At 71.4% G+C, this 20,370-nt stretch carries 21 protein-coding genes and 1 pseudogene; 15 read left to right on the top strand and 7 right to left on the bottom strand.

From position 1 onward, the window contains the following. The gene (locus ADY01_RS09000) at positions 1-1,146 is read left to right on the top strand and encodes an adenosine deaminase family protein (RefSeq protein WP_049568633.1); all 1,146 of its coding nucleotides are present in this window, start codon (positions 1-3) and stop codon (positions 1,144-1,146) included. Between the two features lie 84 nt (positions 1,147-1,230). Here the strand turns inward: ADY01_RS09000 and sigJ are convergent, their stop codons facing one another. Beyond that, positions 1,231-2,163, bottom strand: a complete 933-nt coding sequence (sigJ, locus tag ADY01_RS08995; protein ID WP_049568631.1) for an RNA polymerase sigma factor SigJ — start codon at positions 2,161-2,163, stop codon at positions 1,231-1,233. 299 nt (positions 2,164-2,462) lie between these two features. On the opposite strand from sigJ, the gene ADY01_RS08990 reads away from it, so the two are divergent. The 3 genes and pseudogenes from ADY01_RS08990 to ADY01_RS40425 all read left to right on the top strand — a co-directional run. Beyond that, positions 2,463-3,086, top strand: a complete 624-nt coding sequence (locus ADY01_RS08990) for a dihydrofolate reductase family protein (RefSeq protein WP_049568629.1) — start codon at positions 2,463-2,465, stop codon at positions 3,084-3,086. Positions 3,087-3,281: 195 nt separating this feature from the next. After that, entirely contained in the window at positions 3,282-5,114 is a 1,833-nt protein-coding gene (locus ADY01_RS08985; protein ID WP_234320141.1) for a chondroitinase-B domain-containing protein, read from the top strand. 148 nt (positions 5,115-5,262) lie between these two features. After that, a pseudogene (locus ADY01_RS40425) lies at positions 5,263-6,432 on the top strand (discoidin domain-containing protein); the annotation flags it as partial. A 598-nt stretch (positions 6,433-7,030) separates the two neighbouring features. On the opposite strand, the gene ADY01_RS08970 reads toward ADY01_RS40425, so the two are convergent. Continuing rightward, positions 7,031-8,029, bottom strand: a complete 999-nt coding sequence (locus ADY01_RS08970) for an SDR family NAD(P)-dependent oxidoreductase (protein WP_049568625.1) — start codon at positions 8,027-8,029, stop codon at positions 7,031-7,033. 74 nt (positions 8,030-8,103) lie between these two features. Between ADY01_RS08970 and ADY01_RS08965 the strand changes: the two genes are divergently transcribed. Beyond that, a complete protein-coding gene (locus tag ADY01_RS08965) occupies positions 8,104-9,066 on the top strand; it encodes an AraC family transcriptional regulator (protein WP_049568621.1) in 963 nt (320 codons plus the stop codon). A 30-nt stretch (positions 9,067-9,096) separates the two neighbouring features. Here the strand turns inward: ADY01_RS08965 and ADY01_RS08960 are convergent, their stop codons facing one another. Beyond that, a complete protein-coding gene (locus ADY01_RS08960) occupies positions 9,097-9,786 on the bottom strand; it encodes a hypothetical protein (RefSeq protein ID WP_049568618.1) in 690 nt (229 codons plus the stop codon). Between the two features lie 255 nt (positions 9,787-10,041). Here ADY01_RS08960 and ADY01_RS08955 point away from each other — a divergent pair, with 255 nt between their 5' ends. After that, complete coding sequence (locus ADY01_RS08955; protein ID WP_049568615.1) at positions 10,042-10,476, top strand: hypothetical protein; 435 nt, start codon at positions 10,042-10,044, stop codon at positions 10,474-10,476. 155 nt (positions 10,477-10,631) lie between these two features. On the opposite strand, the gene ADY01_RS08950 is transcribed toward ADY01_RS08955, so the two are convergent. Further along, on the bottom strand, positions 10,632-10,919 hold the full coding sequence (locus ADY01_RS08950) for a hypothetical protein (protein ID WP_049568611.1): 288 nt from the start codon (positions 10,917-10,919) through the stop codon (positions 10,632-10,634). Positions 10,920-10,971: 52 nt separating this feature from the next. Between ADY01_RS08950 and ADY01_RS08945 the strand changes: the two genes are divergently transcribed. The 5 genes from ADY01_RS08945 to ADY01_RS41785 all read left to right on the top strand — a co-directional run bounded on the left by ADY01_RS08945 (position 10,972) and on the right by ADY01_RS41785 (position 14,034). After that, positions 10,972-11,490 carry a GNAT family N-acetyltransferase gene (locus ADY01_RS08945; RefSeq protein WP_049568607.1) on the top strand — a complete coding sequence of 173 codons (519 nt, stop codon included), beginning with the start codon at positions 10,972-10,974 and terminating at the stop codon, positions 11,488-11,490. Between the two features lie 279 nt (positions 11,491-11,769). Beyond that, a complete protein-coding gene (locus tag ADY01_RS08940) occupies positions 11,770-13,071 on the top strand; it encodes a helix-turn-helix domain-containing protein (protein ID WP_078900120.1) in 1,302 nt (433 codons plus the stop codon). Positions 13,072-13,080: 9 nt separating this feature from the next. Next, complete coding sequence (locus ADY01_RS08935; protein ID WP_049568601.1) at positions 13,081-13,269, top strand: hypothetical protein; 189 nt, start codon at positions 13,081-13,083, stop codon at positions 13,267-13,269. After that, positions 13,266-13,763 (top strand): PH domain-containing protein, encoded by a 498-nt coding sequence (locus ADY01_RS08930; RefSeq protein ID WP_078900119.1) that lies wholly within the window; start codon positions 13,266-13,268, stop codon positions 13,761-13,763. The genes ADY01_RS08935 and ADY01_RS08930 overlap by 4 nt, the downstream gene beginning before the upstream one ends. Before the next feature lie 49 nt (positions 13,764-13,812). Further along, complete coding sequence (locus tag ADY01_RS41785; RefSeq protein ID WP_199826196.1) at positions 13,813-14,034, top strand: ClpX C4-type zinc finger protein; 222 nt, start codon at positions 13,813-13,815, stop codon at positions 14,032-14,034. A 59-nt stretch (positions 14,035-14,093) separates the two neighbouring features. Here ADY01_RS41785 and ADY01_RS08925 read toward each other — a convergent pair whose 3' ends face one another. Together ADY01_RS08925 and ADY01_RS08920 are read right to left on the bottom strand one after the other, a co-directional pair. Beyond that, positions 14,094-15,854 carry a DUF2515 family protein gene (locus tag ADY01_RS08925; protein ID WP_049568595.1) on the bottom strand — a complete coding sequence of 587 codons (1,761 nt, stop codon included), beginning with the start codon at positions 15,852-15,854 and terminating at the stop codon, positions 14,094-14,096. Positions 15,855-16,068: 214 nt separating this feature from the next. Continuing rightward, complete coding sequence (locus ADY01_RS08920) at positions 16,069-16,332, bottom strand: hypothetical protein (protein ID WP_049568592.1); 264 nt, start codon at positions 16,330-16,332, stop codon at positions 16,069-16,071. Positions 16,333-16,702: 370 nt separating this feature from the next. Between ADY01_RS08920 and ADY01_RS08915 the strand changes: the two genes are divergently transcribed. Then, complete coding sequence (locus tag ADY01_RS08915) at positions 16,703-18,043, top strand: hypothetical protein (RefSeq protein WP_049568588.1); 1,341 nt, start codon at positions 16,703-16,705, stop codon at positions 18,041-18,043. Here ADY01_RS08915 and ADY01_RS08910 read toward each other — a convergent pair. Further along, entirely contained in the window at positions 18,040-18,240 is a 201-nt protein-coding gene (locus ADY01_RS08910; protein WP_049568585.1) for a hypothetical protein, read from the bottom strand. The genes ADY01_RS08915 and ADY01_RS08910 overlap by 4 nt on opposite strands. 80 nt (positions 18,241-18,320) lie before the next feature. Here ADY01_RS08910 and ADY01_RS39705 point away from each other — a divergent pair, with 80 nt between their 5' ends. The 3 genes from ADY01_RS39705 to ADY01_RS08900 all read left to right on the top strand — a co-directional run bounded on the left by ADY01_RS39705 (position 18,321) and on the right by ADY01_RS08900 (position 20,369). After that, a complete protein-coding gene (locus ADY01_RS39705; RefSeq protein ID WP_199826198.1) occupies positions 18,321-18,482 on the top strand; it encodes a hypothetical protein in 162 nt (53 codons plus the stop codon). Between the two features lie 64 nt (positions 18,483-18,546). Further along, positions 18,547-18,756 (top strand): hypothetical protein, encoded by a 210-nt coding sequence (locus tag ADY01_RS08905; RefSeq protein ID WP_049568582.1) that lies wholly within the window; start codon positions 18,547-18,549, stop codon positions 18,754-18,756. Positions 18,757-18,917: 161 nt separating this feature from the next. Next, positions 18,918-20,369, top strand: a complete 1,452-nt coding sequence (locus ADY01_RS08900) for a VOC family protein (RefSeq protein ID WP_049568579.1) — start codon at positions 18,918-18,920, stop codon at positions 20,367-20,369. The last annotated feature ends 1 nt before the right edge of the window (position 20,370 follow it).

Genomic DNA, 20,370 nt, shown 5'->3' with positions numbered 1-20,370 from the left:
ATGCGCGGCACTTCAGAGGGCCCCGAAGCCCCCGACACCCCCGACGCCCGTGTCGCCCGGTACCTGGCCCGGATCCCGAAGGCGGATCTGCACTGCCACCTCATCGGCACCGTCTCGGCGGCGACGTTCGCCGACCTCGCCGGCCGGGCGGGGCTCGACCTGCCCGCCCCGCCCGAGATCATCTGGCGCGACATCAACTCCCTGCCGCCGGACCCCGCCCTCTACCGCGACACCCGCGTCCCGGTGCCGCAGGGTCCGGGCCCCGACGAGCCCGAGCGGCCCTACTCGCTCTTCCAGGCCAGCGAGTGGGTCAGCGCGGCGCTGCGCGACGCGGACGACATCACCCGCATCACCTACGAGGCGTTCGCCGCCGCCCACCGCGGCGCCACGCGCCACCTCGAACTGCACATCGACGACGTGCCGCCCCATCTCGCGTCGCTCGGCTTCCACGGCCTGGTGGACGCCTGCGTGGACGGGATCCGGCTGGCGGAGCGCGACTTCGGCATGACCGGGCGGCTGATCGCCTCCATCGACCGCAGCCGGAGCGCGGCGGAGGCGCTGGCGTTCGTGCGCACGGTGGTGGACCGGCCGAACGACTACCTCGCCGGGATCGGCCTCGCCAACCTCGAACTGGCCGGTCCACCCGAGCGGTTCGCCGACGCCTACCGGCTGGCGGGCGCGGCGGGGCTGCACCGGACGGCGCACTCCTCGGAGCACGCGCCGGTCGCGGTCAACACCGCCACCTGCCTGGACCTGCTCGGCTGCGACCGCGTCGACCACGGCTACTACGTGCTGGAGGACGATGCCCTGGTCGAGCGCTGCCGCGCGGAACGGGTGCCGTTCACGGTGATCTCCACGACCTCCCGCCGGTCGTGGCGGCCCTGGCGGCGCGCCTCCATCGCCGCGATGGCCGAGGCGGGGCTCAACGTGATCCTGGCCTCGGACGACCCGGGCATGTTCCCCACCAGCCTGACCCGGGAGTACCGGATCGCGGCCGACGCCATCGGCCTGTCCGTCGCCCGGCTGCGCGAGATGTCCCTCGCGGGCATCGACGCGGCCTGGCTGCCGCCTGGTGAGAAGGCCGCCGCCCGCGCCCGCTTCGAGCGCGAACTCGACGCCTGCGACGCGGAGTTGCGGACCGCCTGAGCGGCACGCCACGCGGCGGCCCCGGCCCGGCCCCGGCCCGGCCGGGGCCGGCCCGCAGGCGGCGGACCCGCGCGGAGGCGTGGGTCAGGCCGTCCAGGGCCGGAGCTTCTCGGGGTTCCTCACCGCCCAGATGTGCGTGATCCGGTCCCCCGCGATGTCGAAGGCGAGCACCGTCGCGGTGACGCCGTCCCGCTGGGCCACCAGGCCCGGCTGACCGTTGACCGTGCGCTCCAGGATCGTCAGCTCTGGCACCCTGCGGGCGATGTCGGCGAAGACGCGCGCGACCTGCTCGGCGCCCTCGACGGGGCGGAGTCCGGCGGTGACGAGGCCGCCGCCGTCGGCGACCGAGGTGGCGTCGGGGTCGAGGAGGCCGATGAGGGCGTCGATGTCCTTGGCCGCCCACGCCTGCTTGAAGTCCTTGACGACATCGGCCCGTTGGACCGGCGGGCCCGCGGGCCTGCGCGACGCGTTGATGCGACGGCGGGCGGAGGAGGCCAGTTGGCGGCATGCCGCCGGGCTGCGGCCGAGGATGTCGGCCACCTCGGCGAAGGGGTAGCGGAAGACGTCGTGCAGGATGAACGCGACGCGCTCGGCCGGGGTCATCGATTCGAGCACGACGAGGAACGCCATGGTGATCGACTCGTCGAGGGTGACCCGGTCGGCCGGATCCACGGTGTTGCCGCCCGACCGCCCGTCGCCCCACTCCGCACGGTCCGGCAGCGGCTCCGGGATCCACTCGCCCACATAGCGCTCCCGCCGGGCCCGCGCCGAGCCGAGCAGGTCGAGGCAGATCCGCCCGGCGACCCTCGTCAGCCAGCCGCCGGGGGATTCGATGGCCTCCTGCTGCCGTCGCGACATGGCGTACCAGCGGGCGTAGGTCTCCTGCACGGCGTCCTCGGCATCGGCCAGGGAGCCGAGCAGCCGGTACGCGAGATTGATCAGCTGGCGCCGCTCGCTCGTGATCGCGCTCAGGCCCGGATCGAGCCGGCCGTCTCCTGGGTCCGCCTGCGTGTCCATGGTGTCGCCAACTCCTTCGGTCGTCGGCCGCCCCTCACGTGAGACGCCGGAGCACCGTCCCGGACATCCGTACCCATGTCGCCCACCGCCCGCGCGGAACCCTGTGAACGTCTCGCTCGTCATCGTGGCGGTGCCGGTGGCGCTTCGCGCCCGTCCGCCGTCGTGAGGCCCTCCTGGACGAAGAATAGGGCGGAATCGCCGCCCCCGTGCGGGAGCGGAGCGATGAGTTCTCGTGGTGCGCGCGGTCTTCACCGGGACGGGGCGGCGGGCGTCCCGAGGACGAGGAAGGGCAGGGTGCCATGAGGCTGGTTCTGCAGGAGTTCGTGTCGCTGGACGGGGTGGCGCAGGGGCCCGGATCCCCGGAGGAGGACACCACCGGCGGGTTCACACGGGGCGGGTGGCTCGTTCCGCACCTGGACGACGCGTTCGTGCGGATCGTGACGGGCTGGCTCGGCGAGGTGGACGCCTTCCTGTTCGGGCGCCGCACCTACGAGAACTTCGCGCGTGACTGGCCGACGATGAACGACCCGGACGACCCGGTCGCCACCAAGCTCAACGGCCTGCCGAAGTACGTGGCCTCGAACAGCCTGGCCACGGCCGACTGGGAGCCGACCACGATCCTCTCCGGCGATGTGCCCGCCCGCGTCGCCGAGTTGAAGCGGCGGCCGGGGCGCGAGGTGCAGATCCACGGCAGTGCCCGTCTCGGCGCCTCGCTGCTGGCCGCCGGGCTGGTCGACGAGTTGCGGCTGATGGTCGCGCCGGTGGTCGTGGGCGGTGGCCGGCGGCTGTTCCCGGCGGACGGCGTCCCGGCCGGGCTGCGGCTGATGAGCAACGAGACGACGCCGAGCGGGGTCGCCGCCCAGGTGTACGCGTGGACGGGACCGCCCGCCTACGGCGCCTATGGGGCCGGCGCACCCTCCTGAGAGTCCGGGGCTCACGAGCCCGGGACCCCTCTCGCGGGGTGGGCCTTACGGTCGCGGCTGACGGATGCCTCGTGGGGCCGGTGGTGTTCTGGGGCCGGTGCCGAGGTGGAGAGCCCGAGCGAGGAGGACAACCCTGTGAGAGGTACCCGCTTAACCTGGCTGGCGCCGGGGGGACGTGGTCGGCTGCCGTTGGCGGTGGCCGGCCTGACGGTGGTGACGGCGGCGCTGGCCGGCCCGGCGACCGCGCAGCCGGCCGGCGAGGAGGTGACCCCCGGCGCCGGCGCTGTCACGGCCAGCACCAGTGACGCGAACGTGCCGGCGAACGCGGTGGACGGCGACCTGGGTACCCGGTGGTCGGGTGAGGGTGACGGCGCCTGGCTGCAACTGGACCTCGGCACCGCCGAGACCGTCAGCCATGTCAAGCTCGCCGCGCACCAGGGCACCAGCCGCCAGAACGTGTTCGAGCTTCAGGTCTGGGACGGTGCCGCGTGGGAGACCGTCTACGAGGGGCGCACCAGCGGGAGTTCGGCGGCGCTGGAGACGTTCGCGTTCGATCCGGTCGAGACGTCCAGGATCCGCTACCTCGGCCACGGCTACGAGGGGGACGGTGAGGGCGACTGGAACAGCCTGACCGAGGTCGAGGTCTGGACCGGGGACTCCGGGGACGACCCCGGCCCGGGGCCCGGCCGCACCGTCGAGGTCGAGGATTCGGACCAGTTGCAGAGCGCGTTCGACGCCGCGCGGGCCGGGGACCGGATCGTGCTCGCCGACGGCGCGTACACGATCGGTGAGATGAGCGGCAGGAACGGCACCGCCGACCAGCCCATCACCGTGGTAGCGGCCAACCGCGGCCAGGCGGAGATCGACGATGGACAACTGGAGGTCGAGAATTCCTCGTATGTGACCTTCGAGGGCCTGACGTGGACGAACAGCGACACGTTGAAGATCACGAGTTCGAACAACGTGCGCCTGACCCGGAACCACTTCCGGCTCACCGAGGAGTCCTCGCTGAAGTGGGTGCTCATCGGCGGAGCGAACAGCCACCACAACCGGATCGATCACAATCTGTTCGAGGAGAAGCACGAGCTGGGGAACTTCATCACCGTCGACGGATCGGAGACCCAGCAGTCCCAGTACGACCGCATCGACCACAACCACTTCCGCGCCATCGGCCCCCGCGCGGAGAACGAGATGGAGGCCATCCGGGTCGGCTGGAGCGAGATCTCCGAGTCGAGCGGACACACCGTCGTCGAGTACAACCTCTTCGAGGAGTGCGACGGTGACCCGGAGATCGTCTCCGTGAAGAGCAACGACAACACCGTCCGCTACAACACCTTCCGCGCCTCCCAGGGCACGGTGACGCAACGGCACGGCAACGGCGGCGCGTTCTACGGCAACTTCTTCCTCGGCGAGGGGAAGGCGGGGACCGGCGGGATCCGCGTCTACGGCCAGGACCACACGATCTACAACAACTACTTCGAGGGCCTGACCGGCACCGGCTACGACGCCGCGCTCCAACTCGACGGCGGCGACGTCGACACCTCCGGCGCGCTCAGCGACCACTGGCGCGTCTACCGGGCGACCGTCGTGAACAACACCTTCGTGAACAACGTCTCGAACATCGAGATCGGCGCCAACTACGACCTCGCTCCGGTCGACTCGACCATCGCCGACAACGTCGTCACCGGCAGCCGGGGCGAGTTGTTCAGCGAGCTCATGTCCCCGGTGAACCTGACCTACGCCGGGAACATCGCGTGGCCGACCGGATCGGCGACCATCGGCGTCAGCGAGCCCTCCTCCGCCATCATGGCGATCGACCCGCTGCTCGCCCTCGACGGGCTCGTCCACCGGATCGGCGCCGACAGCCCGGCGGTCGACGCCGGCACCGGCGGCCACCCGTTCGTCACCGACGACATGGACGGCCACGCCCGCACGGGCACCGCCGACGTCGGAGCGGACGAGTACACGTCGGCCCCGGCCACCCGGGGCCCGCTCGGCGCGGCCGACGTCGGCCCGGGGGCCGCGTAGGAACCGCGCGGCGCAGGCGTGGTGGCGGGCCCGGCGACCGTGTGGGCCGCCGGGCCCGCCGCCCCCGCGCGCGGAGACGGCGCCCGGGAGTCCGCGGCCGGTACGCGGGACCCAACCAACAGTCGAAAGAGGTCAACGAGTGATACGCATGCTGACAGCATTATTCGGTGTCGCCGCACTGGTGGGTGCGGCGACGGTGGTGTCGGGCCCGTCGGCCGAGGCCGCGACGCCGCTGCCGATCACCGCCGTGACGGCCGGCTCCGACGACGGCAACGTGCCGGCCAACGCGGTGGACGGCGACATGGGCACCCGGTGGTCGGCGGAGGGGGACGGGGCCTGGATCCGCTTCGACCTCGGCTCGGCGCTGACCGTCGGTTCGGTGTCGGTGGCCTGGCACCAGGGTGACACGCGCCGCGCGACCTTCGACGTGCAGCTCTCGGACAGCGGGACGAACTGGTCGACGGTCCTGCCGCGAGCGGTGAGCAGCGGCACGAGCTCCGGCCCGGAGGCGTACGACATCGCCGACGCGTCGGCGCGCTATGTGCGGATCGTCGGGTACGGCAACACCGAGAACGAGTGGACCAGCATCACCGAAGCCGCGGTCCTCGGCGCCGACGGGGACTCCGGCGAGGACCTCCCCTACGGCACCGACGGCAACGGCAACCCCAGGACCGACGACTGCACGGTCAGCACCGGCTCGGACCCGCAGGGGGCCGTCGACGACGCCTCGGACGGGGACGTCGTCTGCGTCAGGCCCGGCGACTACTCCGACACCACGTTGACCGTCGACAAGCCGGTCACGGTTCGCGCCAACGGCCCCGCCACGGTGAGGAACATCGTCGTCAGCGGCAGCGACGCGACCATCGACGGGTTCACGGTGGTCGGCGACTCGCTGGACGACCCGTCGACGGGGATCAAGTTCACCGGCACCGGACACACGATCACCGGGAACCTCGTCAACGGCAAGCACCTCCACTACGCCATCGCCTGCGACTACGACGACTGCGCCAGCGACGTGCTGATCTCCCGCAACACCGTGACCGGGACGAACAACTTCGGCGTCTACCTCTGGGGCGGCTCCGACATCACCGTCGAGTGGAACAACATCTACGACCTCTGGTCGGACGAGGGGAACGACGACGTCGACGGCATGCGCGTCTGGGGCACCGGCCACCTCATCCGGAACAACTACATCCACGATCTGAACGCCAACAAGGGCGAGGGCGAGCCGCACGCCGACTGCGTGCAGAACTACCAGAACAGCAGCAGAACGGTCGAGTCCCACGACGTCACGGTCGAGAACAACTACTGCGTGCGCGTCTCCGGTCAGTGCCTGATCATGCAGAACGAGCACCGCCCGACCGCCGACATCCGCGGCTACACCTACCGCGGCAACGTGTGTGAGTCCTTCGGCAGCCAGACCATCGAACTGGGCAGCGTCACCGGTGGCGTGATCGAGAACAACATCCTGCGCGGTGGGGCGGACGGCCACGTACTGACGTTCCACAGCACGGTCGACGACCTCGATACCACGGACATCAGGATGCGCAACAACGTCCTCGTCAGCGGCGGGGGTTCCACGTACGCGAGCGGCAGCAGGGACGCGCTGAGCGACGACAGCGACAACCTGGAACTGCTCGACCCGTCCGTGGCCGATGACTGGCGGGAGTTCGAGGACAATCCGGACGCGCCGGTTCCCGCGATCAATCCCGCCGACTTCACCCGCTTCCGCGACCTGGCCCAGCAGGTCGACGTCGTGGACGAGGGCAGCACGCCCCACAGCCCGGGATTCACCCATGACGTCGACGGCGCCACGCGTGTCCGGGGCACGGCCATCGACATCGGCCCGTTCGAGTTCGCCTGCCACTCCCACCGCTGGGGCCGGGCCCCGCGGTGGGAGTGGCAGGCGCCCGGAGTCAGCCCCGAAGAAGCCGGTCACTCAGCTCCCAGAGCCGCCGCGCCGACTCCGGGTCGACGGCGTGCGGCGCCACGCCGGTCAGGACGATCGGCTCGGAACCGAACGCGATGGCCGGCGGCGCCTCGTCCAGCGGCGCGACGTCGTTGTCCTTCAGGTAGACGCCGCCGATCCCGGCGAGCAGGGGATGAGCCGCCGCGAACACGCTGGTGCTGGCCCCCTGTTGCGGCGTCTTCAGCTCGCGGTCGGGGTCGATGATCGGCCGGCCGGAAGCGTCGAGCACTCCCATGGCCTTCAGTTCGTCCTCGGTGACCCAGGGCGCCAGGTTCGTGCCGAAGGCTATGCCCGGGTGCAGGGCGTAGCCGCGGATCCCCTCCCCGGCCCACCGCCGGTCCAGCTCGACGGCGAAGAGGACGTTGGCGGTCTTGGACTGGCCGTAGGCGAGCATGCCGTCGTAGCCGGTGGTGAAGTGCGGGTCGTCCCAGCGGATGTCGGAGAGCTGGTGGCCGCCGGAGGACACGAGGACGACCCGGGCGCCCTGCGCGGCGCGCAGGGCGGGCAGCAAGCCCAGCGTCAGCTGGAAGTGGCCGAGATGATTCGTCGCGAACTGCGCCTCGTAGCCGCGGGCGTCCCGGACCAGTTCGCCGCCCATGATGCCGGCGTTGTCGATGAGGATGTGGAGCGGACGGCCGGACTCGCGGTACCGGGCGGCGAAGGCGTCGATCGACGCCGGGTCGAGGAGGTCGAGCCGCGCGATCTCGACGCGCTCGACCCCGGCCAGCGCGGGGGCGGCGCGCTCCGGGTCGCGCGAGGCGACGGTGACGGACGCGCCCGCCTTGCCGAGCGCACGGGTCGTCTCCAGGCCGAGCCCGACGTGACCGCCGGTGACGACGACGTTCGTGCCGGACAGGTCGATACCCCGGAGAACGTCGTCGGCGGTCGACGCCGCGGTGAAGCCGGAGCCGATGGGTCGTTGCCTCTGTGTCGTGTTCTGCGCCATGCCCACCACTCTGCGCCCGGCAGCCCGTACGCTGAATGATTGCCAGTTCGTATTTCTTGCGCGATAGTACGGGAATGGTCGCCGATCAACTGTCGGAGGTGTTCGACCTCGTCGAGATCCGCGGACTGCTGACCGGCGGGTTCGCGGCGCGGGGCCCGTGGGTGTCGCGTGGCGCCATCCAGGACTCGATGAAGCTCATCGCCATGGTGAGCGGGCGGGCCCGGCTGACCGCCGACGGGATCGACGGTCCGATCGAGCTGGAGCCGGGGGACGTCGCGATCCTGAACAACCGCTCGTGGCTGGAGCTCAGGGGCGGCACCGGCGACGGGCCGCGCCGCGAGATCGTCCCGGAGGAGAACGATCCCAGCACGCGCCTCGTCGGTGCCGACTGCGGCACAGACGACGTCGTCCTCGGCAATCGCGTCGACCTCAACCCGGCCGGCCGGGCGCTGCTGTCGCAGGCGCTCCCGCCCGTGGGACATGTGCGGGCATCGGCGGCCACGGCGACCAATCTGCGCGGCAGTCTTGACCGGCTGTTCGACGAGGTGGCCGGGAACCGGATCGGCTCGGCCTTCGCGATCCGGCAGTACGGCCAGCTCCTGCTGCTCGACGTCCTGCGGGCCTATGTCGAGCAGGCCCAGCTCCCCTCGGGATGGCTGCGGGCGCTGACCGACGAACGGCTGCGCCCCGCGCTCACCCTGATGCACACCCAACCGGGAAGGCCCTGGCGCCTGGACGAGCTGGCACGGGCCGCGGCGATGTCGCGGACCTCGTTCGCCGAACGCTTCCGCACGGTGGCGGGTCTCCCGCCGCTGACCTATCTCAACCGCTGGCGAATGCTGCTGGCGCGGCGCGCCCTGCGTGACGGCGATGTCCGCGTCGGCTCGCTGGCCTCCGACCTGGGGTACGCCTCCGAGAGCGCCTTCAGCACCGCGTTCAAACGGGAGGTGGGCGAGTCACCGCTGCGCTACCGGCACCGGGTACGCGCCGAACCGCCCACCCGGCCGACCCGGGCGCGGGGCCCGGGCCAGCCCTGAGCGGGCCCTGAGCGGGGAGGAACCGGGGCTCTAGAACGAGGCGAACGAGGATGTGCGGTCGTTCCAGCCGTAGACGGTGAGGTCGGGGAACGAGGTGCCGCCGTTGACCCACAGGACGGAGCGGCCGAAGTCACGGTGTTCGAAGAGGGACATGCCCGAGAAGCCGCCGGCCGTCGCGGCCGACGTCTCGTCGTTCCAGTTGTTGCAGAAGAACAGGAAGCAGGAGAGGTCCCAGTCCTGGAGGTTGGTGACGCCCGTGCCGACCGGGATGCCCAGCGCCGCGCCACCCGGGCCGGCGTGCTCGTGGATGGTGACGAGCTCCTGGAGGGCGCTCGGGTCGTCGGCCGCGGCGAAGGCCGCGGCCTGCTCGACCGTCACCTCCTGCGGCTCCCGCCCGAGCAGGTCCGCCGGCCCGCCCCGGGCGCTGACGAAGCGCTCGAACTCCGCCCCGTCGGTGAAGACGGCGAGGCGGCCCTTCGAACTCCCGCCCGGGAGCGCCGCCATGTAGAGGGGCCGGCCGTTGTACTCGGTGATGCTGCTCGGGTCGACGGACTCGCCGTCGATCGTCGTCGGGACGTCCGGTACCTGATGGACGATCGGTCCGCCGGCCTCCGCGGCCGGGCCGGACGCCGGATCGGCGTGCGCCAGCCCGGCCGGGACGAGAAGAGAGACCGCGGCGGCGAGAGCGACCGTTAATCGCGAGCGCGTGTGTCTACGCATGGCACCCCTTGGTGAGAGACCACCCGACGTGTTCGGGCGGCGCCGTGACGTGGTCGTCACAGTAACGAAGTGGTCATCCGGGGGGCATCGTTCGATGATCCGGTGTCACCTACGCGCAATGGCGCACTTGACGCGCACATAACCGGTATCTGGTGAAGATAACGTGAACGACGTGAAGGTGCGCGCGGTCGGCGTCGCGTGCGCCGTCCCCGGGGCCGAGGAACGGTGGGTGACGGCCGGTCGTAGGGTTCGGGTATGTCGCTGGGCCGTGTCGTCCTCAACTCCAGGCGCTGGATCGACCTTTCCGAGGTGCGCCTGTCGTCGACCTACGGCGGGATGATGGAGGGGTACCCGACGAAGCGGGTCAACGATTTCATCCTCCGCAGTCGGGTGCGTGTGGCCGAGGAGGCGTATCCCGGGCGGCCAGTACACCTGGTGCCGCCCGTGATCGAGTCTCCGGAGCAGCCCGCGGGGCGAACCCGGGAGCCGGTCGAGATGTTGCCCGCCGTGGCGTGTATCGGCGCGTTCGAGTCCTCGGAGATCGATCCCGCCCATGACTCGGGGTGGTATGTCTCGATGCTCACCGTCGTCTGGTTCCAGCCCACGGCGGACATCCCGTCGGAGGACGGCGCGGATCCGGCGCTCCGCGACCTCGCGTGGGAGGAACTGGCCCGCGACTTCGAACTCTGACGCGGCGCGGCCACCCGCCCGGGCGGTACCGTCCCGATGGATCGATCCACAGGTCATCGAGCAGGGCCGACGCCGGCGGGTCGGCCGGAAAGGCGCGCCCGTGCTGACGCCGGTGAACGAGGACGGCCCCACGCCGAGCGAAAGGCCGGTGAGCGTCAGCGGTTCTCGTCGGCGCTCCTGCCGCCGCGGTGCGGCGAGTTCGCGAAGGGCAGCCGGGTGCCGCCCTCGCCCTCCCCGCGCGGCTCGCCCTCCGGCGCCCTGGGGCCCGCCCGGGAGCGGTTCCCCGGCGGCTCGGCCGGACGGTCACCGGCGCCGATCACGCGGCCGACCCCGCGGGGGCGGGAGGCCCACACCTCCAGGGAACCGGTCGCGCCCGACAGCGACGACCGCGAGTCCGGCGAGCCCCGGGCGGGCCCGCCGCGCGACCGCGCCCGCCGGGGCATGGCCGGAGAAGCGGTTCCCCGGCGCGACGTTCGCCGAGGCCGTGATCGCGGCGTGAACGTCGTCGTGGCCCGGACCATCGGCACCGAGCGGCTGGACCTGGTGCCGCTTCGTCCCGAACACGCCGAGGAGATGGCCGCGGTGCTGTCCGATCCGGCTCTGCACACCTTCATCGGCGGCACCCCGGACACTCCTGGCGCCCTGCGCTCGCGCTACCAGCGCATGACCGCGGGCTCTCCCGACCCAGCCGTCTCCTGGCTGAACTGGGTGATCCGGCTCCGTGAGGAGTCCTGCCTGACGGGCACGGTCCAGGCCACGATCGGTCCCGGCGCACCCGGCCGCACCGCCGAGATCGCCTGGGTGGTGGGAACCCCGTGGCAGGGAAGAGGCATCGCCACCGAGGCGGCCCGAGGACTGGTCGACTGGCTCACCCGGCAGCCGGTGCGGACCATCCTCGCCCACATCCACCCCGACCACCGGGCATCCGCCGCCGTCGCCACCGCCGCCGGGCTCACTCCCTCCGGCGAATGGGACGAAGGCGAGATCCGATGGCACCGGAGTACCGGGCGATAGCGCCACCGGTACCCCGCTCTCGACCGCCTCCGCGATCCTGTCAATTCATTGCCAGTTCTTGTGAAAGAGGTGTACTTTCTGACCGGGAATCTGTTATCCAGGGGAGGACCGTCCGTGAAAATCGCCACAGTGGTCCCGCTCGCGGCAGGAGGTGTGGTCGCCCTCGCGCTGTGCCTTTTGCTGTTAGCGCTCGGCGATGTGCCCGACTTAGCCGCGATATCCGTGGCCGCTGGCCAGGCGAACGCAGCGGGGGGTGGCAGTATCGACTGGCCGTGACCGGTGCGAGCGCTTGGGCGCCGAGGTCGGAAAGGCGTTCTGTCATCCTTGTCAATTAACGGCGGGGGATGGAGATCGCAGAGGTGGAAGTTGCTCGAGCAACCAGCATTCGGTCGACGTCTTCGTCAGCTGAGGCAACAGCAGGGTAGGTCGCAGGTCGAGTTGACTGGCCCTGGAATGTCCGCCACCTACCTGTCGCGCCTGGAGTCCGGCACCCGACGGCCGACCGAACGAGCCGTCGCCTACCTGGCCGAACGGCTGGACATCCCGGTCGAGGACTTCGAGGAGCAGCCGCACAGCTGCCTCGAGAACCTGGCCGCCATGATCGCCGCCTGCCCGAAGACCGCCCTGAACGCCGACATGGCCACCGCGCTCGCGGGGAGCCTGGCGGCCGGCCAGGACGAGGACTCCATGACGCGGTGGCACGCGCTCGTGCAACTGGCCCGCATCCACGAGGTGCTGGGCGACTTCTCCCGCCAGTACGACGCCCTCGGCCAACTGCGCCAGCTCAGCGACGAGTTGGACCGCCCCGCGCTCCAGGCCGGGGCCCGGGTGCGGATGGCGCGCTGCGCCCACCACCTCGGCGACGCGCCGGCGGTCCGCCAGGCGGCGCGCGAGGTGCTGGCCCTCGACGAGCGACATGAGCCGAGGCTCGGCATCCCCGACATCCTGCGCACCAAGCTGGTGCTGGTCGCAGCCGAGGCGGAGCTCGGCAACCTCGCCGAGGCCGCCCGCATCGTCCAGGAGGTCTGCGCCTCCCTGGACCACCGTGAGGGGAGCCTGGCCGCGGAGGCGCTGTGGACGGCGGCCACCGTCAGCACCCGGCAGGGCAACCACTCGCGTGCCTCGGACTACCTGATGGACGCGCTGGCCGCGGTCGACAGCCGGGACGACCCGATCCTGTGGACGAGGCTACGCCTGGCCGCCGCGTCGCTGTCGATGCAGGCCATGCCGCCACGGCTTGCTGAGGCGCAGTCCTATCTGGACAGCATCGAGCCCCTCCTGAGGGTCACCGGACCGGCCAGGCACTGGCACGAGCTGCTCTTCCTCAAGGCCAAGCTCGCCTTCCGCAACGGCGACACCGGCCACGCCGCCGAGCTCCTCGCCCAGGCCGAGGCCGGCGTGGAACTCCTCTCCTACCGCGACAAGGTGGGGGTCGAGACGCTGCGCGGCGTTCTCGCGATCCGGGCCGGGGACGGAAGCGCGGGCCGCCGACTGGAGGAGCTGGTCGCCCAGGTCCGGATGGCACAGATGCCGGATCTGGAGGCCGAGGTGTGGCGGACGATGGCCGAGAGCGGCCAGTAGCGCGAATTGGTGAATGTCACGATCATGGCCGTCCGGCAGGCCGTCACCCCGGACGCGATGCAGGGCCGCGCCGCCGCGACGATCACGTTCGTCGGCATGGGGCTGACCCCGCTCGCCCGCCTGGGACGGGCGCTTCCGGACGACCCGGAACAGGCCGGGAGGGGTCCCAGGCCGGCGGTCTACCCTGACACACCATGACGAACGAATCGTACTTTCGGACCTATCGCGCCGGGCCGGCGACTCGGCGCATGTATCCGGTCTGGCTGTGCGGTGGCGTCCTCTTCGGCATGGGCCTGATCGCCCAGCTGTTCCTGTGGGCGGAACACGGGGACGCCTCCCCCTGGATGCTGTTCAACGTGGCCGTCGTCGCTTCGGTGGTTCTCGGCTATGTCTCGGTCAAGCGGAGCGCGACCATCACCACCGCCGAACACATCGAGATCCGCACGCTCTTCGGCGGGACCCGGCAGATCGCGTGGGAGGACATCGAGGAGATCGGGACCAAAGGCTCCCCGAAGACCGCTCAGGTGGCCGTGATCCACGTCATCGGCCGCCGGATCAGCCTGCCGCACGTCAACTCCCGGGATCTCCCCTCGTTCTCGGAGGAGGTGTCCCTGCTGCGCGGGCTGTGGGAGCACCGGCGCGGCCCCGGCCGGACGCCGCGACCACACGGAGAAGGCACGCCCGCCCCCTGACCGGCCGCGTGGTGAACGACTCCCGCTTGGCGGAGAAGGGGGTCTGGGGATGTCGCCTGCCGCGACGGAGTCCGTGATCGCCGCCTGCTCGTTCTGCCTGAAGCGGGACACGGAGGTGGGGACGCTCGTGGCCGGACCGGGAGTGTTCATCTGTGATGAGTGCGTGGCCCTCTGCTCGACGGTGATCGAGGGGAAGCCGGCGGCCCATGGGTACGCAAGGCGCGTGCGCTGGGAGCGACCTGGGCGCGCATCGGGGAGACGATGGGGATGACCCGGCAGTCCGCGTGGGAGCGCTTCTCCGGCGAGGAGTAGAGCCGTTCCCCCACACCCCTAGTTGAGGCCGTCGCCGGGGTCGTACGGCAGCGGGACGAGGCGGTAGTCCGACGCGCGCTCCTCCAGCGGGCGGCCGACCTCGTTGCGCAGCCGCTCCATGTCGTGGTCCAGCAGGTACTGGTAGCTCGGCAGCATGTCCTGCGAGATCCACTGCCAGCGGGAGCCGAAGTTCGCGATGTTGCCCGTGGGCAGCGGGGAGTCGAAGCGGATCTCGTCGGGAGTGTCGATCGCGATCTCCCCGGAGCCCGGCAGGCTGGGGACGGGCATCCGGATCTGGTCGGGGAGGTCGACCGCGACGTCGTTCACCACGTCGCGGAAGGCCGTCCCGTCCGGCACCGGCGACTCGGAGGTGGCGCCGAGCATGTACGTGACGGCCTGGCCGAGGTCCCGCTGCTGCATCGCGTCGTAGTCGTCCTGGAGGATCGTCTCCTGCTCGCGCCGGAGCAGCGCCGCGTTGCCCTGCTCGATCCGCGCCGGGTCGCCCGAGGCGATGTCCTCCCACGCGGTGAGCATCCCGGGTGTGAGCTCGCCCCCGGCGGCCAGGCGCCGCATCTCCTCGATCCCGCCGCGGTCGTAGGCGGCGTGCTGCCAGCCCATGTCCACGAAGATCTGCTTCTGCATGTCGACGAACGTGTCCTCGTAGTGCTCGAGTTCGGCCTCGCTGGCGGAGGCCAGCACCAGCGCCATGCCGGGCGGCATGGTCGGCATGGTCGCCGCGATCCATGCCAGGCGCTCGTCGCCGGCGAGCCCGCGCAGCACATGCAGGTCCTGCATGCCCGCGTAGACCAGGCCGCCGGCCAGCTTCGCCATGCCCGCCCACTGCAACTCGGGGTGGCGCAGGAACAGATCGGCGTAGTACTCGTAGACCCGCGCGATGCGGTCGTCGTTGGCGGACAGCCCCCGGCTGGTGTCCCAGGCGGCGGGATCGATGCCCAGCTGCCGGCAGAGCTCCAGGAAGCGCTGCTCGGTGGCCCACCGCGCCATCTCGCCGTTGGAGAACAGCCCCAGCGGCCCCGCCGACACCTCGTACCCGAGGCGCCTGAGCTCGTCCGCCCGCTCCGTCATCCTCCGGCGGTACCTCTCGATCTCCGCCTCGATGTCGTCGAAGGTGGCGGCGGCGTCGTTCGCCGCGAGCTGGAGGTGCTTGGTCCGGATCCTCTCGGCCAGGCTGTCCGGGAGGGCGTAGCCGCCGGACGTCAACGACGCCTCGACCATCTCACCGTTGTGGCCGACGATCAGCGGAGGCGGCTGCTCGGTGAACCAGATCTCCCCGCTGCGCGCCGCCACGGCGTCGTTCAACGCCCGCACCCAGCCGTTCCACTCCTCGACGGCCGCCCCGAGGTGGTCGCCGTACCGGGTCTCCAGCCCACTGGGGTTGAAGATCAGCCCGCGGACGTCGTCCTCGGTCGCGAGCGCCTGGTTCATGGCGTGGACGAGGTGACCCACCACGGCGTCGATGTCGGCCCCGCCGTCCTGCAGGCCCCCTCGCGTCTCGTCGATGCGCGCCTCGCCGTCCACCAGCGGGGTGCCGTCCAGGCCCCCGCCCTGCTGCGAGATCCGGGTGGCCCGCTCCGCGAGGTCCTGCGCCCCCCGCGCCTCGGCCGCCGCCCGGCCGTAGGCGGCCGCGGCGGCGGCTATGTCGTCGGCGTTGATCTCGTTGTCGAACTCCCGCTGCCGCGTCCACGGCTTCTTGTTGCCGGGTGCGGCCGCCTCCACCTCGTCCTGCGTGAAGTGAAGATTCGGGGGTGCCGGGGGCATGGGCGCTCCACTCCCTTGAGACCGTGCACGGCGAGAGAACCTCCGACGACGAAGGGGCGATCGCCGCGCCTGAGCCGGCCGTCGCCGGTGGCACTGTGTCAGGCCGGTGTCGGCAGGGGTCCCCGGCCGCCGGGAGTACGGCCGGAACGGGCCCACGGCCCCACCCGCCACCGCGCCCGGTTGGAGGCCCCGTCCCTGGTGACGGCGGGGCCCGCTACTGGGGGGCCAGGAGGCACGCCTCCAACGCGAGGGCGGACTCCACGCCGGCGCCGAGGAGGCCGCTGAAACACGCGTCGAAGTCGCCGGCGGCGCCACTGTCGCAGGCCGCGGTGAACGCGTCTCCCTCGTAGCCGTTCTCGGCGAGGAGCGCGGTGCAGGCGGCGGCGTCGGCGTGGGCCGGCGCGGCGGTGACCGCGGGCAGGGCGGTGGCGGCGGCGAAAAGGAACGCGGCCGCCGCGAGGCGGATTCCACGGGACATGGTGGGCTCCCATCGGGCGGGGCGTGCGGTGACTGATCGATCATCACCCATCGTGCCTGACGCGTCACCATGTGTCGCAGGTCGCATCGCCCCGGCGTGAGGGACGCTCGGGAGACTCCGGCGGTCGCCCCCGGAGCCCCGCCGAGCACCGCACGCCCTCAGCCCCCGCGACCACCACGCATTCGATCCCCCTGCACGCCGCGTTGCCTTGATTCAAGCCAGCGGGGGGCGGTTCGGGTCAGTCGTGCCGAGTCGTGGTTCCTGGGCGGCGGGGCTGGACAGTCTGTTGGCGCTGCCCCGGGGGAGGGGCGCGTGCGCCGCACGTCTTCTGCTCTGCATGGATGAAACGCCGAGGTAGAGGGAGTCCACCATGCCGGCTTTGCTGAACTACTCCATCGTCACGGATCCGACCTCGCTGCCGGCGTCACAGCCCGGGATGCCCTCGGTGGGGAGTGTGTACGTGGTCGTCTCCAACACCCACCTTGAGTCGGTGATGCTGAATTCCCTTGAGGTGGAGGTGTCCGGTGATCTGACGTCCCGGCCTCAGGACGTCAGCGCGAGCGCCGACATAGACCCGCCGAATCCTGGGGTGAAACTGGATTTCCGCTGGGACAGCGGCAAGAAGGTCTTCCGGATATTTCCACCTCCCAAGTTCGTGATCGACATGTCACCCGGTGACTCCATCGTTCTGAAAATGGAGAACATCGTCGTCTCCGACACCAAGGGATTGGCCTTCCTGAAGATACGCGAGGTTTCCTCGGGCGGCGACGCTCCGGGTAATATCGTTACCCCCGCACCCCCCGCCGGGAAATCCCGCAGCGTCACGCACGCGCTGGTGAAGAGCACGCCGAAGGTCCCGCGCAACTTCCGCCCGGACACGTCCATGGTGAACGGGGACGCAGCCGAGGATGTCACGCTGCGGTGGGACGGGCCCGACAATCTCACCTACTGGATCCAGTCTCCGGACGGGCAGAAGGTCCGCGTCTCGCAGGCGGCCTCGGGGCCCGGGGTGACGCAGAGAAGTTACGTATGGAAGGTGAGTCCGAAGCGGGGCGCCACCTACACCCTTCTGGCGGGGACGGAAAACCCCGCGCAGGAAGGGTACTTCCTCACCACCACGGTCCACGCACGCATCCCCGAGTTCGAAAGCGGGACACGCACTCCGTGGGTCGAAGGGACGACGGACAGGGGTCGTGTCACCTTCTCCGCGCAGGGGGCGGAGATCCGCGACCGGACCGGCACCTGGGGAACCCTCACGGTCGGCGAGGCAAGACTGATGAGGGGCCTGCGGACCGCATGGGTGTGGGGGCTGAACGACGAGGACGGGTGGATCAGCTTCCCGTCAACCGGAATCAATGTCTACCACGGCAGGTCACGAAACTGGGGCACTGTCGAGGCCGGGAAAGCCGACCTGAACGAACTGCTCACCGGCGAGGGGCGGGTGAAGGGTCATCTTGTCGTCGATGGAGGGATGAACCTCAGCCACGAAGGGCAGCGAATATTCCAATCCGAGCTCGACAGAATAACTTTTCATGCGTTCGGCGATTTCCAGAAATCGATCCTGGTGTACGGGGGTGGAGTCATCACCTACGACCATGGCACTTTCTCGATCGGTGAATCGCATGGCGGGGCGATCATCTCGTGCGACCTGCAGGTCAACGGAAAGCTCTCCATGCCCAGCGGTGACGCGAGGAGGATCCGGTATCTCTAGGGGCCGCGACGCCGGACGTCGGGGCCGTGGAGGGCACCGTGGGCCGTGGGAACGGCGACGACGACAGCGCCGAGTTCGGGGAAACGCCGGGCGGCGCCGAAGCCGGTGACGTCCAACTGGTCGTAGGCGACGCCACCGAGGTGGGCGGGGGCGCCGACGGCGGCGCCGTCCTCGGTCAGCCCCATGTCCAGGCCCATGACGTACTGGCGGGGTCGGCGGCGATGCCTGCCCCGGCGCCGCCCTGGGGCCGGGCGACCTGACGGGCCGGCGCGCCGCCGTGGTCGTCGGCAGCCGCCGCATCGCCGCCTTCGTGCCGGTCGTGTCGGCGTGCGTCGCGGGGCTGCGCGCGCTGGGCGCGGAGCCGTTCGTGGTGCCCGGCATGCGCAGCCACGGCGGCGCCACCGAGTCCTGCCGGTCGCCGAGGCCGACCACGTGGTGATGATCAACCGCGTCAAGCCCCACACCGACTTCTCCGGCGCCACCGAGTCCGGCCCGGCAGCCGCGTGCTGTGCGGGCCGGCCGTCGTCGAGAAGGGGTCCCACACCACCGCCCTGGTCGAGGGCGTCGGGCCCGCCCGCCTGCTGGAGCGGGAACGGGAGCCGCTGCGGCTGGCGAAGGAGTGGAGGCCGCGGCTGCCCGTGGACGACCTCGACGTGCTGCTGATCGACGAGTTCGGCAAGGACATCTCGGGCACCGCATGGACTCCAAGGTGATCGGCCGCCACAGTGTGTCGTTCGAGCCGCCGTTCACCATCCCCCGCATCCGCTACGTCACCGCCGTCGTGCCGACCGCCGGCGAGCGACGTCCAGGTGGTCGGCCCCGCCCCGGACTTCCCAGCCCCGCACCCCGAGTCCCGATCCGAGAGGCACACCCCATGAACACGATCAGTCAGTGGCGGCTGCGGGCGGAGTTCGCCCGCAGGCTGTCGGACATGTACGGGCGCGAGGTGCCCGCCTACACCACGCTGGTGGACGTCTCCCGCGAGGTGAACGCCGACGTCATGGCCCGCGCGGGCGCCGACGCCGAACGCCTGGGCTCCATCGCCCGCGTCACCGCCGAGCGCCACGGCGCGATCCGTGTCGGCACGCCCGGGGAGCTGCACCAGGTCGCCCGGATCTTCGGCGCGCTGGGCATGCGCCCCGTCGGCTTCTACGACCTGCGGGAGGCCGCCGCCAGCGCCGTCCCCGTCGTCTCGACGGCGTTCCGGCCCGTCGACGCCGAGGAGCTGGCCCGCAACCCGTTCCGCGTCTTCACCTCCATGCTCACCCCGGCCGATCCCCGTTTCTTCGACGCGGAGCTGCGGCGGCGCCTGGAGGCGTTCCTCGCCCGCCGGCGGCTCTTCCCGCCCGAACTGCTCGACCTGGCCGACCGCGCCGAACGCGAGGGCGAGCTGCCCGAGGAGGCCGCGGAGAGGTTCCTCGGCCTGGCCGTGGGATCGTTCGAGCTGTCCGGCGAACCCGTCGACCGGGCGTGGTACGCGACGCTGGAGAAGGTCTCCGCCGTCGCGGCCGACATCGGCGGCGTCACCAGCACCCACGTCAACCACCTCACGCCGCGCGTCCTCGACATCGACGAGCTGTACCGGCGGATGACCGGGCGCGGCATCCGGATGATCGACGCCATCCAGGGCCCGCCGCGCTGGGAGGGCCCCGACGTGCTGCTGCGCCAGACGTCGTTCCGCGCCCTCTCCGAGCCCCGCGCCCTGCGGCAGGCCGACGGCACCGTCACCACCGGGGCGCTGCGGGTCCGCTTCGGCGAGGTCGAGGCGCGCGGCATCGCGCTGACCGCCGCCGGGCGCTCCCGGTACGACGGGCTCCTCGCCGAGGTGGAGCGGCGCGTCGCGGAGCAGGGGCCCGGCACCGCGCGGGCGGAGGTGGCGCGCGCCGTCTGGCGGGAGGGCCTGCCGTCCACCGAACGCGGCCTCATCGACGCGGGCCTGGCGTTCTTCACCTACCACCTGCGCGAGGACCGGCCCGCAGGCGGCGGCACCCGGCCCCCGGCGTCCCTGCCCGCGCTGCTCGACGCGGGCTGGGTCAGGGCCGAACCCCTCGTCTACGAGGACTTCCTGCCGCGCTCGGCCGCCGGGATCTTCCAGTCCAACCTCAGCGGCGAGGGCACCCGCGACGAGGCGCAGCAGGCCGTCCACTACGACCTGGACCGGCTCGCCGGGATGACCGACCGCGAGATCCACGACCCGTTCGTCCTCTACCGGCGGCAGCAGGACGCCTCGCTCCGCCGGGTCGCCGACGAGCTCGGCCTCGGCGACACCCTCACCGCACCCGGCGCGGCCCGCACCGGCACCACGCTCACGGAGGACCCCCGATGAC

The sequence above is a fragment of the Streptomyces sp. SBT349 genome (genome assembly GCF_001083795.1).
Classification (GTDB): Bacteria; Actinomycetota; Actinomycetes; order Streptomycetales; family Streptomycetaceae; genus Streptomyces.
The sequence above is the reverse complement of the archived record's forward strand: the minus strand, read 5'-3'. Positions and strand labels throughout refer to the sequence as shown.